This is a genomic window from Clostridium acetobutylicum ATCC 824 (genome assembly GCF_000008765.1).
Classification (GTDB): domain Bacteria; phylum Bacillota; class Clostridia; order Clostridiales; family Clostridiaceae; genus Clostridium_S; species Clostridium_S acetobutylicum.
This window is the reverse complement of record NC_003030.1, coordinates 2231693-2246073: the sequence shown is the minus strand read 5'-3', so window position 1 is coordinate 2246073 and position 14381 is coordinate 2231693. Positions and strand designations below refer to the sequence as shown.

16 protein-coding genes are annotated in these 14381 nt (G+C 31.6%); 15 read left to right on the top strand and 1 reads right to left on the bottom strand.

Going from position 1 to position 14381, the window contains the following annotated elements; genetic code table 11:
- Window positions 1-52 precede the first annotated feature (52 nt).
- The 15 genes from CA_RS11085 (at window position 53) to CA_RS11015 (ending at window position 13223) form a co-directional block, all read left to right on the top strand.
- Window positions 53-1324 carry a flagellar hook-basal body complex protein gene (locus CA_RS11085; RefSeq protein WP_010965453.1) on the top strand — a complete coding sequence of 424 codons (1272 nt, stop codon included), beginning with the start codon at window positions 53-55 and terminating at the stop codon, window positions 1322-1324.
- 79 nt (window positions 1325-1403) lie between these two features.
- Entirely contained in the window at window positions 1404-1598 is a 195-nt protein-coding gene (locus CA_RS11080) for a flagellar FlbD family protein (protein ID WP_010965452.1), read from the top strand.
- A gap of 63 nt (window positions 1599-1661) precedes the next feature.
- On the top strand, window positions 1662-2177 hold the full coding sequence (locus CA_RS11075) for a flagellar basal body-associated FliL family protein (protein WP_010965451.1): 516 nt from the start codon (window positions 1662-1664) through the stop codon (window positions 2175-2177).
- A gap of 28 nt (window positions 2178-2205) precedes the next feature.
- The gene (gene fliO / locus CA_RS11070; RefSeq protein ID WP_010965450.1) at window positions 2206-2559 is read left to right on the top strand and encodes a flagellar biosynthetic protein FliO; all 354 of its coding nucleotides are present in this window, start codon (window positions 2206-2208) and stop codon (window positions 2557-2559) included.
- Between the two features lies 1 nt (window position 2560).
- Window positions 2561-3346 (top strand): flagellar type III secretion system pore protein FliP, encoded by a 786-nt coding sequence (gene fliP / locus CA_RS11065; protein ID WP_010965449.1) that lies wholly within the window; start codon window positions 2561-2563, stop codon window positions 3344-3346.
- 5 nt (window positions 3347-3351) lie between these two features.
- Complete coding sequence (fliQ, locus tag CA_RS11060; RefSeq protein ID WP_010965448.1) at window positions 3352-3621, top strand: flagellar biosynthesis protein FliQ; 270 nt, start codon at window positions 3352-3354, stop codon at window positions 3619-3621.
- 10 nt (window positions 3622-3631) lie between these two features.
- Window positions 3632-5464, top strand: coding sequence for a fused FliR family export protein/FlhB family type III secretion system protein (locus CA_RS11055; protein ID WP_010965447.1), 1833 nt, complete (start codon window positions 3632-3634; stop codon window positions 5462-5464).
- A 5-nt stretch (window positions 5465-5469) separates the two neighbouring features.
- Window positions 5470-7542: a flagellar biosynthesis protein FlhA gene (flhA, locus tag CA_RS11050; RefSeq protein ID WP_010965446.1), complete on the top strand. Its 2073-nt coding sequence runs from the start codon at window positions 5470-5472 to the stop codon at window positions 7540-7542.
- Window positions 7542-8711 (top strand): flagellar biosynthesis protein FlhF, encoded by a 1170-nt coding sequence (gene flhF, locus CA_RS11045; RefSeq protein WP_010965445.1) that lies wholly within the window; start codon window positions 7542-7544, stop codon window positions 8709-8711. Before flhA ends, flhF begins: the two co-directional genes overlap by 1 nt.
- Complete coding sequence (locus CA_RS11040; RefSeq protein WP_010965444.1) at window positions 8705-9568, top strand: MinD/ParA family protein; 864 nt, start codon at window positions 8705-8707, stop codon at window positions 9566-9568. The genes flhF and CA_RS11040 overlap by 7 nt, the downstream gene beginning before the upstream one ends.
- A gap of 12 nt (window positions 9569-9580) precedes the next feature.
- A complete protein-coding gene (locus tag CA_RS11035) occupies window positions 9581-10249 on the top strand; it encodes a flagellar brake protein (protein ID WP_010965443.1) in 669 nt (222 codons plus the stop codon).
- Between the two features lie 14 nt (window positions 10250-10263).
- The gene (locus tag CA_RS11030; protein ID WP_010965442.1) at window positions 10264-10989 is read left to right on the top strand and encodes a FliA/WhiG family RNA polymerase sigma factor; all 726 of its coding nucleotides are present in this window, start codon (window positions 10264-10266) and stop codon (window positions 10987-10989) included.
- Window positions 10990-11004: 15 nt separating this feature from the next.
- The gene (locus CA_RS11025; RefSeq protein WP_010965441.1) at window positions 11005-11451 is read left to right on the top strand and encodes a hypothetical protein; all 447 of its coding nucleotides are present in this window, start codon (window positions 11005-11007) and stop codon (window positions 11449-11451) included.
- Between the two features lie 198 nt (window positions 11452-11649).
- On the top strand, window positions 11650-12426 hold the full coding sequence (locus tag CA_RS11020; RefSeq protein WP_010965439.1) for a flagellar basal-body rod protein FlgG: 777 nt from the start codon (window positions 11650-11652) through the stop codon (window positions 12424-12426).
- Between the two features lie 26 nt (window positions 12427-12452).
- On the top strand, window positions 12453-13223 hold the full coding sequence (locus CA_RS11015; RefSeq protein WP_010965438.1) for a flagellar basal-body rod protein FlgG: 771 nt from the start codon (window positions 12453-12455) through the stop codon (window positions 13221-13223).
- 23 nt (window positions 13224-13246) lie between these two features.
- Here CA_RS11015 and CA_RS11010 read toward each other — a convergent pair whose 3' ends face one another.
- Window positions 13247-14179, bottom strand: coding sequence for a putative manganese-dependent inorganic diphosphatase (locus CA_RS11010; RefSeq protein WP_010965437.1), 933 nt, complete (start codon window positions 14177-14179; stop codon window positions 13247-13249).
- Between the last annotated feature and the right edge of the window lie 202 nt (window positions 14180-14381).

Genomic DNA, 14381 nt, shown 5'->3' with positions numbered 1-14381 from the left:
GGAAGCAAAACTAAAGCTATGCTTATCATATAAAAATTAGGAGGTAGAATTTATGTTAAGAGCAATGACTTCAGGTATAAGTGGTCTTAAAGTTAACCAAAATAAATTAGATATAGTAGGTAGTAATATAGCAAACTCAAGTACAACAGCCTACAAAAGTCAGTCAATTAATTTTTCAGATGCAATTAGTGAAACTATAAAGGGAGCTTCAGGAGCAACAGCAAACTATGGTGGTGTTAATCCAGAGCAGATTACCCTTGGAGTTAATTCTTCAGCAATAATCACTAATACAGCTTCTGGAAGCGTTAATACAACAGGTAGAAATTTGGATGTTGCAATCACGGATGGAGATGGGTACTTCATGGTTGCTTCTGGTGCAAATATGGCTGATGAATCAGAATGCATTAACGTTTCTACAACTGATCACTCAATAACTTCAACACCATCAGGTACAGATATTTCATATACAAGAGATGGATCTTTTAATCTAGACAATGAAGGAAATTTGGTTACTGCGGATGGTAGAAAAGTTTTAGGGTATTCTATGGTAGGAAGAAATACATTGTATGAGGACAGTGCAGATAAAACAAAGAATATATATGGTAACTTTGTAAGTATATCAGGAGCTCAAGATGAGACAACAATGGCTGGTAGTGATGAAAATGCTGCTACTTATATAGCTGCAGAAGGAGGAGACGATTTAAATAAATCAATCGTAGCCGCTGTAGATAAAAATCCTTCTGGATCTGGTACAGCTACAATAAAAAAAGGAGACGTTGCCTTTGTAGATGCAAATGATGTTGATTTAAGAGCAGATAATAGATATCTTCATACCTTAAAAATACCACCTACAGTTACAAAGGTAACAGCAACCCGTGATGCATCTGGAAATGCTGTTTATTCAACACAGGAATTAAAGGTAAAAGGATTTTCTATAGGGCAAGATGGAGTTATAACAGCAAATCTTGATAATGGATCAGCAGCTGCTATAGGGCAAATAGCTATGTCTTCATTTACAAATGCAGGAGGACTTGAAAAAGAAGGTGGAAACTATGTTAAGCCTTCAGCAAGTTCTGGTCAGCCTATGGTACGTAGTGGTGCTTACAGTAATAAACTTGATCCTACTTTCATTTCTTCAGCAAAGAAGGAAGATAACAGTGGTGGTTATGGAAAGATGTATAGTGGAGCACTTGAAATGTCAAATGTTGATTTAGCTCAACAATTTTCAGATATGATAGTTGCAAGTAGAGCTTATCAAGCAAATGGTAAAATAATAACTACAAGTGACGAAATACTTCAGGATTTAGTAAATCTTAAGAGATAGTTAGAGTATCAAATTAAAGGAAACTTGATAAAAATTTTTTTATCAAGTTTCCATAATTCAAAAATATAGAGGTGAGTTAATGATAAATCTTACTGGTATGAATGGAAAAGAATTGATACTTAATGATGAAAAAATAGAAAAAATAGAAGAGGTACCGGAGACAGTTATAACGCTTATAAACGGCAACAAGTATATTGTTGAAGAGAGTATAGATGAGGTTATAAATAAAATTATAGAATTTAAGAAAAAAATAGTTAGCGGAACCTTTAAATAAGCATAGGATTAGACATAAAAATTATGTATACTATATGTATACTATAGGAGGGAACGAGTGATTATGAGTGAAAAAAAGAAAGATAAAGGGGAAAAAGGTGGAGGAAAGTCAAAAATCATAATAATACTACTTATGGTAATAATTGTAGTATTTATAGCAGCAGCACTTGCATATTTCTTTGTGTTTTCAAAAAAATCTCCAACATCGACAAACACAACAGCAACAAATGCAGCAACTACTACTGAAGCAAATGTTGAAGAAAATACCTATAGCTTTGAAGAGATTTTAACCAATCTTGCAGATACAGATGGAGCTAAATATATAAAAGTTACAGTTGCAGTTGGATATAGTTCTAAAAACTCAAAACTTAAAGAAGAACTTGAAGATACGAAGGAAGACATTAAAACACCAATTATGAGAGATATAATAGTTAATGTTTTGAGAAGTAAGAAAGCAGCTGATTTTACTCCTACAGGAATTGATCAAATGAAAAAAGAAATAAAAGAAGGAATAAACCCTCATCTTAAAAATGGTCAAATTGATAATGTTTATTTTTCAAACTTAGTTATTCAGCAATAATAATAGAATAAATTAGGATGGTATTGCAATGGAAATCTTTTTTATGCTACTAAAAATAATAATATTTTTACCACTAGTTATATTCCTAATATATTTATCGTTGAAATATGGTGGAAGTAAACTTCAAAACATGCAAAATGGTAGGTTTTTAAAAATACTTGAGAAGACACCTATTTCTAAGGAAAATAGCATTTTAGTTGCTCAAATGGGTGATAAGGCTTATGTACTTTCTAGTACTCAAGGTAAGGTTGAGATTCTTAAAGAACTTACCGATGAGGAACTTTGTATGTTAAATGAAAGTAAAAGCATTCCTGAATATAAAAATTTAAATGAATTTATTTTAAGTATTAAAAACAAACTTAAGAATAAAAAGGAAGAATAATATGAAAAAGAAAAGTTTTATCATGCTTGCTGTATTTTTGGTATTCCTTGCTTTTCTTGGAGCTAGGGCTCATGCAGCACCAGTTGATACTGCAAGTACAATACAGATACCTAAAGTCAATATTTCAGTTGACAATGCGAATTCTAACAATCCTAAGGATTTTGTAGATAATATAAAACTTCTTTTAGTACTTACTGTTATTACTTTACTTCCTTCAATAATAATGATGATGACAAGTTTTACAAGAATAATAGTAGTATTGGGATTTTTAAGAACTTCTATGGGAACACAGCAGTCACCACCTAATCAGGTACTTATAGGCTTGGCTTTATTTTTAACTATGTTTATTATGATGCCAACATATAAACAAATAAATAAAAATGCAATTCAGCCTTATTTAAACAAGTCAATAAGTCAGCAGCAGGCTCTTTTAGAAATGGAAAAGCCTCTTAGAACATTTATGTACAAGCAAACCTATCAAAAGGATTTGAAATTATTTATTGATTTAGATAATCAGTCAGGGAAAATTACAAAGGACACAGTTCCTTTTCACGATATAGTTCCAGCGTTTATTATAAGTGAACTTAAGACTGCATTTACAATAGGATTTTTATTATATATACCATTTCTTATAATAGATTTGGTTGTTGCAAGTATTCTTATGTCAATGGGTATGATGATGCTTCCACCAGTTATGGTCTCTATGCCATTTAAACTTCTTTTGTTTATAATGGTAGATGGATGGTATCTTATAGTTAAATCTCTTGTCTTAAGTTTTGGAGGGTGATTAAAATGAGTGAGAATATGATAATTAAAATAATGAAGGATGCAATAACTACAGGTCTTATTGTTTCTGCTCCTATGCTCATAGTGTCTATAATAATAGGTCTTTTTATAAGTATATTTCAAGCAACTACACAGATTCAGGAACAAACACTTACTTTTCTTCCAAAACTTCTAGCTATTGCAGCAGTTGGCTTTTTGGCTGGAAGTTGGATGCTCCATATGATGATGGGGCTAACTACTAGGATGTTTGATGTAATTGCTAATATAACGCGTTAGGTGTGATAATATGAATATTGCATACTTTACATCGCTCTTTATGGTGTTTTTAAGAGTTTTCGCATTTTTTATAGCACTACAGGTTATGTTTCCAAAGTCGCTTCCAAATACTGTAAAGGTAATGTTATCATTGTGTATATCTTTTTTCGTAATGCCATATATAAATTTATCACAGGTTAGTGCATTAAATAATGGTTTTCTATATACATGGCAGTGTATATGTGAGATTTTGACTGGACTTATACTTGGCTTCTTTGCTAATTTAATGTTTTTAGGAGTTAAAATAGGCGGACAATTTTTAGACTTTCAAATAGGATACAGTATGATGACAGCTTATGATCCTTCAAGTGAAAGTAATGCATCATTGATAGAAAGATTTTTAAATATGTTTTCTGTGGTTTTATTTTTTTCTATAGGTGGACATGAAGTAGTTATAAAAGAGCTTGTAAGCAGCTTTAATTCAGTTAAGTTGGGTACATTTGTTATAAATGATCAAAGTGTCATGGTGGCATTTAATGTATTTGTACAGTTCTTTGTTATAGGTTTCAAAATAGCACTACCAGTTGTATTAGTGCTTTTAATTACAGATATAGTTATGGGGCTTATGTCTAGAACTGTGCCTCAATTAAATGTAATGATATTAGGTATGCCAATAAAGATACTACTTGGACTTACTTGCCTTATGATAATTTTACCACTTATAGCAAAGGTTTTAATAACATCGTTTTCATCTCTTCCTGATATATATAAAGGATTTTATAAATTAGTTCCCATAGGGCTTATTTTTGCAGATTCGGATAAAACTGAAGAAGCAACCCCTAAGAGGAAGAGTGAAGCTAGGAAAAAAGGCCAGGTTGCTAGAAGTAAGGAAGTTCCTCTTGCTGCAACACTTGTTGCTATTACATTTATTATATCGCTCGGTGGACAAACATTCTTTAATGGTCTTGGCGTTATGATGCAAACTTTTTTTCAATCATATATACACAGTAATCTTACAGAGCTTGATTTAAGAAGGATTATTATATTTGTAATTCTGAATGCTGGTAAATTTATATTTATGTTTGGAGTGCCAGTAATGGTCGTTGGAATCGTAGCCAATATAGCTCAAACTGGATGGATAACAACAACTGAGCCTATAAAACCTGATTTAAAAAAGCTAAATCCTATTTCTGGTTTTAAAAGAATATTCTCTATGACTACAATAGTAAATCTTTTAAAGGATTTAGTAGTAGTTGCAGTATTATCAGTTGTTGGGTACAAATTTCTTATGTCTAACTATGGCGATATAGCTAATCTGAATAATTTAATGGTTCAATATATTCCTCAGGCATATTTAAGTTATGTAATAAGTATTTTCAGAATAGTAGCTCTTATAATGATAGTAATTGCAGGATTTGATTTTGTATATAACAGGTATAAGTATAAAAAAGACATGAAGATGACAAAGCATGAGGTTAAAGAAGAATTTAAACAGGCAGAGGGAGACCCAGAAATAAAGGGTAAAAGAAGACAAAGAATGCGTGAAATCGTAACAAGAACGATGTTAAGTAAGGTTCCTGATGCTACGGTTGTAATTACAAACCCTACTCATATTTCAGTTGCAATTAAATATGAGAGGGGAGTTGATAAAGCTCCTACAGTGGTAGCTAAAGGAGCAGATAGAACGGCACTTAGAATAAAAGAAATTGCAAAAGAAAACAATGTGCCTATAATGGAAAACAAGCCACTAGCAAGGTTGATATTTAAAAAGGTTGAAGTAGACGAACAGATACCTGCTGAAATGTATCAAACAGTGGCTGAAATTTTAGCTTTGGTATATAAATTAAATAAGAAACAAGGGTGATAATTATGGAAGAGGGTAGGAGATTAAAATTTAATGTTAAAGACAATAGAGATGTCATAGTTTCACTTGCTATTGTAGGAATAGTTATTATGATGATTGTTCCACTACCAGCTAAGGTGCTTGATTTTTTTATAGCTTTTAATATTACTATGTCAGTAATCATAATACTTCTAACTATGTTTATTACGGAAGCACTTCAATTTTCAGTGTTTCCAACACTGTTACTAGTAACGACACTTTTTAGAATTTCACTTAATATTTCATCTACAAGGCTTATTTTACTTAATGGATATGCAGGGGACATAATAAGTGCCTTTGGAAGCTTTGTTGTTGGTGGAAACTATGTTGTTGGTATAATTATATTTTTGATAATTATAATAGTTCAGTTTGTTGTAATAACCAATGGTTCAGGTAGAGTAGCGGAGGTTGCAGCTAGATTTACTCTTGATGCTATGCCAGGAAAACAGATGACAATAGATGCAGATCTTAATGCGGGGCTGATTACTGAAGAAGAAGCTAAAACCAAAAGAAAAAACCTGCAGCTTGAAGCAGATTTCTTTGGAGCTATGGATGGTGCGTCTAAGTTTGTAAAGGGAGATGCTGTTTCATCACTTATAATATGTGCAATAAATATTATAGGTGGAATTATAATGGGAGTACTTATGAGAAACCTAAGTATAGCCCAGGCAGCACAGCAGTATGTAATACTAACTATCGGTGATGGTCTTGTAAGTCAGGTACCAGCATTACTTATATCTGTAGCAACAGGTATACTTGTTACAAGAAGTAAAAATAATGAAAGTCTTGGAAATGAACTTTTAGGACAAGTTACAGCTTTTCCTAAGGTTTTAGCTCTAGCATCTGTTGTACTTTTTACCCTTGCTATAATTCCAGGATTTCCACATTTGGTATTTTTAATTCTTGCTACAGCAATGGGAGTCTCAGCTTACCTTTTATTTAAAGACGAAATGTCTCAAAAAATTATTGAGGCAGAAACTCAAAATATGCAGGTTATGGAGAAGGAAAAGAGAGAACCTGAGAACGTAATGAAACTGATATCTGTTGAACCAATGGAAATAGAAATTGGATACGGATTGATCCCACTTGCAGACGAAAATTCAGGAGGAGATTTGCTTCAGAGAATAGCCTCTGTAAGAAGACAATGCGCCATAGAGATGGGAGTAGTAGTTCAACCTATAAGGATAAGAGATAATCTTCAACTTAAAACTAATGAATATGTTGTGAAAATAAGAGGTACAATAGTATCAAAGGGTGAACTTATGCCTAATATGCTTTTATGCATGGATCCAGCTAATGAAAACTCTGATATAAAAGGTATAAGAACTATTGAGCCTACATTTGGTCTTCCAGCTATGTGGATTAATAAAGATCAAAGAGAAGATGCAGAAATAAGGGGACTTACGGTAGTTGATCCTACAACAGTAATGATCACTCATTTAACTGAAACAGTAAAAGATCATTCTTTCGAGCTTTTAGGAAGACAGGAAGTAAAAGAAATTGTGGATTCAATGAAAGAAAAGTACTCAGCTGTAGTTGAAGAACTTATACCAGATCTATTAACTATAGGAGAACTTCAAAAAATTCTGCAAAACCTTCTTAAGGAAAAGATACCTGTTAAGGATATGGTAACAATAATGGAGTGCTTAGCGGATAATTCAAGAAACACAAAGGATATTGAACTTTTAACTGAATATGTTAGAATGTCATTAGGTAGAACTATTTGTAGTAATCTTGTAGATGAAAATAATAGTATGGTTGTTGCAACTTTATCTCCAGAGGTTGAGAATTTAATTGCTAACAATATTCAAAAATCATCAGTACAAGGTTCATTCCCAGCCATTAGTCCTGATGTGACAACTAATTTGTTGAATTCTATAAAACAGGTTGTAAGTACTGTTAATTTTAATGATGGTCAACCAGCTATTTTAGTTTCGCCTAAAATAAGACCTGCATTTAGAAAACTTATTGAAATGGTATTTCCAGGTGTTGCAGTTCTTTCACTTAATGAAATTCCAAATGATATACAGATAAGAACTGAAGGAGTTGTGAATTTATAATGGTGGTAAAGAAATATATTGTTAAGAGTATGAATGAAGCAATGGCGAAAATAAAATATGATCTTGGCAGTGACGCTGTTATAATAAGTCAAAGGAAAGTTAAAAAACGGGGAATTTTAGGGATTTTTTCAAAGAAGCTAATAGAGGTAACGGCAGCAGTTGATAATTCAAAAGATACAAAAAAGAGAGAAAATATATATTCTAAGCCCCAGTACACAGAAGAAAATTCTGATTTAAATGAGAGTGTAGAAGCATTAAAAAGGGCAATGAAAAAACATGAGGAAACTACTAAGGTCGAAAAAAGAAGGGTCTTAGAAGATGTAAAAAGCAGTGGGGAAGATAGAATTCTTAGGGAAATGGAAGAAATGAAAAAGCTTATAGGTAACATTTCTTCCTCAAATGCTGATCAAGAAGAAAAGTCTGAAATAGAGTTAAAGCTTGAGGAAGCTGATATAAATGAAGGATACATAAAAGAGATTGTCAAAAATATAATGGATGACAAATCTGACATTGACTTAAATTTAAAATTAAAAAGTGCCCTAGAAAAAAATATAGAAATTTCTAAAACAGAGGAGAAAGGTATAATTACATTTGTAGGGCCTACAGGTGTTGGTAAAACTACAACTATTGCAAAGTTAGCAGGTAAGTTTTCTCTTATTGAAAAAAAGAAAGTTGGGCTTATAACTGTTGATACTTATAGAATAGGTGCTGTAGAACAGCTTAGAACCTATGCGGATATCATGAATCTTCCATTTAAAGTAGTTTTGACATTAAAGGAAATGGATGAGGCTATAAAAAGCATGCAAAACTGTGATATAATTTTAGTAGATACTACTGGCAGAAGCAGCAAAAATAAAATGCAAATATCAGAACTAAGGGCTTTTGTAAGTAAGACAAATAGCTTAAATATAAACCTCGTAATAAGTGCAACTACTAAAAATAGGGATTTAGAAGCTATAATTGATGGTTATAGGCAGCTTGATTTTCAAAATGTTATAATTACTAAACTTGATGAAACTACAACTTATGGTTCTATAATTAATATACTAAATTATGCTCACAAGCCTTTAAGCTATGTTACTACAGGACAGAATGTTCCTGATGACATAAGAAGAATGGCTAAAGGCGAAATTGTAAGCTTAGTACTAGGAGAGGATAATGTATGTTAGACCAGGCTGAAAGACTTAGAAATATGGCTCTTAAAAAAAACGCTGGAGAAGAGATAAAGAGGCCTGTAATAATTACTGTCACATCTGGTAAAGGCGGGGTAGGTAAGAGTAATTTCGTAGTTAACTTATCCATAACACTTCAACAAATGAATAAAAAAGTTCTAATTTTTGATGCAGATGTTGGTATGGGTAATGATGATATTTTGCTTGGATGTATATCTAAATATAGTGTATTTGATGTAATATATAATAATATGAAAATTGAAGATGCAATTGTGGAGGGCCCTTTTGGAGTTAAGCTCTTGCCAGGAGGCTCTGGCATTACTAAATTTAAAGATATTACAGAGGATCAAATAAATGCCTTTGTAAAAAAGCTTGCTTCTATTGGGAATTTTGACTATATAATAATGGATACAGGTGCTGGAGTAAATAGAAGTGTTTTAGGATTTATCTCCTGTTGTGAAGAACTTATAATTCTGACAACGCCTGAACCAACGTCACTTACAGACGCATATAGCCTTTTTAAAGCAGTTGTTCATTTTAAGATAAAGTCTTATGCTAAGGTAGTTATAAATAGAGTGGTGGATAATAAGGAAGGTTTGGAGACTTATAAAAAATTCCAAAGTGTTGCAAAAAAGTTTTTAAAGGCAGATACAGAATTTTTAGGTAGTATTTCTGAGGATTCAAGGATAGTTAAAGCTGTTAGAAATCAAACACCTTTTGTTGTTGAAAATCCCAATTGTTATGCTGCTAAGGATATTCAGTATATAGCAAATAAGCTCATGGGAACCACTACTAAGGATAATGGCCTTGGAATTGAAGGATTATTTAAAAAATTATTTAAGATTTTTTCGTAAGGAGTTGTGGTTATGGGTGACCTTAGTTTTATAGCTATTAATGACAAATGTGAAGTGGTACTAGATAATGAAATTTATAAAAGTAATATACAGGGAATTGAGGAGAAATACATTGCTATAAGTTTACCAGTAGCTAATGGAACCTATGCTATTATGCATAAAGGGGATATGACAGAAATTTGGTGTTATCACGATAATCAAGTCTATTCCTTTACGTCTACTGTTATAGAGAGGAAAAAAGAAGATGCAATAAAATTAATATTAATATCAAAGCCAAGTTATGAGAATATAAAGAGGGTACAGAGAAGAAAAAATTTCAGAGTTGATTTAATTGAAAGTATAAAATATAAAGTTTTAAATAAAAATGTAGTTAAAACTGAAATAGAAAAATTAAAAGAAGCTTCAGAAGAATTTTCAGATGGCTACATGATTGATTTAAGTGGTGGGGGACTAAAGATACGAATAAAACAAAAGCCTAATGTTGGTGATAGCATTTTTGTAAATTTGCCTATTGGAGATCAAAAGTTATTTTTGATAAGTACTTGTGTTAGAGCAATAAGAGAAGTAAATGGGGAGTATCTTTGTGGACTTGAATTTGATGATGATATAGATGAGAGAATTAGAGAGCATATAATAAACTATACTTTTAATATAATGAGAAAGCACATGAAAAAAAGATAGGGAGGATTTTTTATATGGCAATAGATGGGATTGTAGATGATAGAGAGGCTTTAATAAAAAAATATATACCTCTTGTTAAGTATATAGCTTCAAGAGTAATAATTGGTAAGAGTAAATATATTGAATACGAAGATTTAGTAGGGTATGGTATGATAGGTCTTATGGATGCTTTGAAAAAATTTGACCAGAGTAAGGGGATGAAGTTCTCAACATATTCATCTATAAGAATAAAAGGAGCTATGATAGATGAGTTAAGAAAGAATAGTCCCATTTCTAAAGGAGCTATGGACAAGCTTAACAGATACAATTTAGTAGTAGAGAGATTGGAAAAGGAACTATCCAGAGAACCTACGGAATTAGAAATTGCAAGTGGCTTAGGTGTTGGAAGAAAAGAAGTTGGAGAGATTGAAGGATATATTAATTATATATCAGTAGTATCCTTAGAAGATTTAATATTTTCAGAGGACGATGATATGCCTTTAATAGGAACTATAGAAGATGAGAAAAGTCCAAGCCCTGAAAAGGCTTTAGAAGAGAAAGAAGAAATTGAATACCTTGCTAAGGGAATAGAACTTCTTAATGAGAAAGATAGAATGGTATTATCACTATATTACTATGAAGGATTGACTTTAAAGAAAATAGGAAATATTTTAAATGTGTCTGAATCTAGAGTTTGTCAGCTTCATACTAGAGCTATAATGCACCTTAGAAAATCACTTAAAAAGCTAAAATATGAATAAATTGGAGTTGATTTAATGGCAGGCATTATCTTAATATTTATGGGAATTATACTTATTATTATGAATGTAAAAGCAATAAAAAATGATACTTCTTTTGAAACTAATTTTGAAAATAGAATAAAAAATACAGATGAATATGATTTAAAAATAGGTGAGTTAAGGCAGGAATTTGCAGAAACGATTCTTGAAATGCAGCAGGAAATAGAAAAGCTTAGTAATGGTGAAGATACAAATACGTATAAAATTAATGAAAAAATAGACGATAGTAAATATAGGGCAAAAAATCAAGGTATCAATGTTTTAATAGATAAAGATGATGATATTATAAAAGAGAATGAGAATGAAAAAATAAGTAAAGTAAGAAAACTGCTTGAAGATGGAAATACCGTAGATCAAATATCAGAAAAGCTAGACTTAGGAAAGGGTGAGGTATTATTAATTCAAAAATTGTATACAAACTAAAATCAATTTTTACAATTATGTGTGATAGAAAAATACTTTTTGGTATAGGTATAGGAATGCTTATATCTACATTATTTATGTATACTGTTAAAATTAATAATTCTATGTCCAAAGGTGAAATAGAGCAGAAAGCATATTCTTATGGAATGAAATATCCAATTGATATGAAGGTTAGTAAATGATGGAGGAAGTGGTTATATGGTAAGAGGACTTTATACTGCTATAAGCGGAATGGTTGTTCAAGAAGCCAAGCAAGATGTTATAACTAATAATCTTGCAAACACAAATACGGTTGGTTTTAAAAGTGATAGTTTATCATCTCAATCCTTTGAAGACGTACTCATTCAAAATTATTCTAAAAGAGAAAATGGAGTACCTGAGAGAACACTTTTAGGAACACTTAATTTAGGTTCTAGGATAAATGATACTGCGACTGATTTTACAGGTGGAAATATACAAGCAACAGATATAGACACAGATTTTGCGATACAGGGAAGAGGATTTTTCACTGTTAGGAAAAATAATGGATCAGATCAAAATTATTATACGAGAAATGGACATTTTCATGTAAATATGGATGGATATATGCTTGATGATTCAGGAGATTATATAATGGGAACTAACTTAGCTACAAATACTACTGAACCAATAAAGTTGGGTAAAGGAATCGTTAGTTGTGATCCTTATGGAAATGTAAGTGTTGATGGACCAGCGAAATATAAATTTAATTTTGTACATTTCAATGATTATACTAAGTTAAAAAAGATTGGAGATAATCTTTTTCAGGGAGATAATCCTATTCAGAATTTTAATGCTAGTGTAGAAAACAAAGCTCTAGAGGGATCTAATGTGAATGTCATGAAAGGAATGACTGATATGATGACTACTATGAGAGTGTTTGAAAGTAATCAAAAGACAGTACAGTCTATTGATGAAACTGTTGGGAAAGCTGTAAATGAAGTAGGAAAGGTTTAGTGGAAGTTTAAAGGGGTGTAAGAATTATGCTTAGAATTATGTGGAATGGTGTAAGTGGAATGGCTGCTGAGCAGGAAAAGTTGGATTCCATATCAAACAATTTGGCCAATAGTAGCACTACTGGTTATAAAAGTGAAACAGTTGGGTTTAGTGATTTATTATATGAAACACTAAATAGAAAGGGATATCCAGTTACAAATGACGATAATAATCGTTATACTGGATCTGGTGTTAAGGCAAATGAGTGGATTAGAAATAATGCACAAGGATCATTGACACCAAGCGATTCTAAGACTGCTTTAGCAATCGATGGAAGTGGATACTTTAAGGTAACAACACCGGATGGAACTGAGGCATATGAAAGAGCAGGAAGTTTTACTGTAAATGCAAATGGAAGAATAGTTGATCCAAATGGAAATTACCTGAATATAGATTATAGTGTAGATCCTAGTACAGTTAAATTCACAGCTAGTAATGTTGCTGTTGCACAGGATGGTACCATAAGTATTCAAAACGGACAGACCACAACAAATGTTGGTAAGATAAATATCTATGATGTTACTGGAAATGATTCTATGATATCTGTAGGAAAAAGTTTATTTGTACCTAAGGCGGGAGCACAGATGTTTGTGAATAACAAGTCAGTAATATATCAAAATTATCTAGAAAACTCAAATGTGGATTTAGGAACAGAAATGACTGATATGATAGTAGCTCAAAGAGCATATCAGATAAATTCAAAGAGTTTAGAGACAGGTGATAATATGTGGAGTATTGTAAATAATATGAAAAAATAAAAAAGCACGTAAAAGTGCTTTTTTTATTTTCCTTCTATGGCAGAAGTCAAAGGTGGTATTACTTGTTTTTTTCTTGAAAGTATTCCGGGAACATATACTGCATTATCTTTAAGCTCAACATTAAAGGCTTTATTTACAAGGTCAGTATTTTCTCCGGTAGCTATTATAAGAGAACCTTCTTTTATAATATCTGTAAGAAGTAAAAGTACTGCATTAAAATTTTCGTCTTTAACTTTTTTATTCATATATGCTAACATATCTTTTTTATATTCATCGAAACCTTCTATATCCATAGTTGTGACTTGAGAAACCCCTATTTTTTTATCTCCAAGGTTGAATGCTTTGTAGTCGCTGTTGAATATTTCTTCGACTGTTTTTCCCTTCAAAGAAGTACCAGCCTTAAACATTTCTGAAGCATACTTTTCAGGGTCTATATCTGCTATTTTAGCTAATTTTTTTAGGACTTCTTTGTCTCTAGCTGTAGTAGTTGGAGATCTAAATAAAAGAGTATCTGATATTATAGCAGAGCACATTAAACCAGCAGCTCTCTTTGAAGGCTCTATACCTTTTTCAAAGTACATTGAACCTATAATTGTACTTGAACAACCAACAGGCTCATTTCTGAAGAATATAGGGTAGCTTGTTTGAATATCTGCTATTCTGTGATGATCTATTATTTCAAGCAAATGTAAATCTTCTAAATTATCTACTGATTGAGCTCTTTCATTATGATCAACTATTATTATATCTTGATTACTAGACAAATTCTCTAATAATTTAGGAGCATTGGCTTTAAAGTAATTAAGAGCAAATTCTGTTTCACGGCTTATGTTGCCAAGCCTTCCTGGAACTGTATTGAAACCTAATTTGTTTTTTAATTCAGAGTATGCTATTGCTGAACAAATTGAATCTGTATCTGGGTTTTTATGTCCAGTTATATAAATAATATCTTCCATTTTTCAACATCCCTTCGTTTTTATTATGTACTCTAATTGCTCAACCGGAAAAATTGTATATAAATTTCGGTCTTTATATATTTTATAATTTAAATTGTAAGTTGTAAAGTATAAATGATTATATAAGGAAAGTAGAGTAAAACTTAACTGGATTTTTACATAGTGTAAATAATGATTTGTTTACGTCATAATTTTTGTGTGT

Coding starts and splice junctions, on each gene's coding strand:
- CA_RS11085 (WP_010965453.1), top strand. CDS start 53: ATGTTAAGAGCAATGACTTCAGGTATAAGTGGTCTTAAAGTTAACCAA.
- CA_RS11080 (WP_010965452.1), top strand. CDS start 1,404: ATGATAAATCTTACTGGTATGAATGGAAAAGAATTGATACTTAATGAT.
- CA_RS11075 (WP_010965451.1), top strand. CDS start 1,662: ATGAGTGAAAAAAAGAAAGATAAAGGGGAAAAAGGTGGAGGAAAGTCA.
- fliO (WP_010965450.1), top strand. CDS start 2,206: ATGGAAATCTTTTTTATGCTACTAAAAATAATAATATTTTTACCACTA.
- fliP (WP_010965449.1), top strand. CDS start 2,561: ATGAAAAAGAAAAGTTTTATCATGCTTGCTGTATTTTTGGTATTCCTT.
- fliQ (WP_010965448.1), top strand. CDS start 3,352: ATGAGTGAGAATATGATAATTAAAATAATGAAGGATGCAATAACTACA.
- CA_RS11055 (WP_010965447.1), top strand. CDS start 3,632: ATGAATATTGCATACTTTACATCGCTCTTTATGGTGTTTTTAAGAGTT.
- flhA (WP_010965446.1), top strand. CDS start 5,470: ATGGAAGAGGGTAGGAGATTAAAATTTAATGTTAAAGACAATAGAGAT.
- flhF (WP_010965445.1), top strand. CDS start 7,542: ATGGTGGTAAAGAAATATATTGTTAAGAGTATGAATGAAGCAATGGCG.
- CA_RS11040 (WP_010965444.1), top strand. CDS start 8,705: ATGTTAGACCAGGCTGAAAGACTTAGAAATATGGCTCTTAAAAAAAAC.
- CA_RS11035 (WP_010965443.1), top strand. CDS start 9,581: ATGGGTGACCTTAGTTTTATAGCTATTAATGACAAATGTGAAGTGGTA.
- CA_RS11030 (WP_010965442.1), top strand. CDS start 10,264: ATGGCAATAGATGGGATTGTAGATGATAGAGAGGCTTTAATAAAAAAA.
- CA_RS11025 (WP_010965441.1), top strand. CDS start 11,005: ATGGCAGGCATTATCTTAATATTTATGGGAATTATACTTATTATTATG.
- CA_RS11020 (WP_010965439.1), top strand. CDS start 11,650: ATGGTAAGAGGACTTTATACTGCTATAAGCGGAATGGTTGTTCAAGAA.
- CA_RS11015 (WP_010965438.1), top strand. CDS start 12,453: ATGCTTAGAATTATGTGGAATGGTGTAAGTGGAATGGCTGCTGAGCAG.
- CA_RS11010 (WP_010965437.1), bottom strand. CDS start 14,179: ATGGAAGATATTATTTATATAACTGGACATAAAAACCCAGATACAGAT.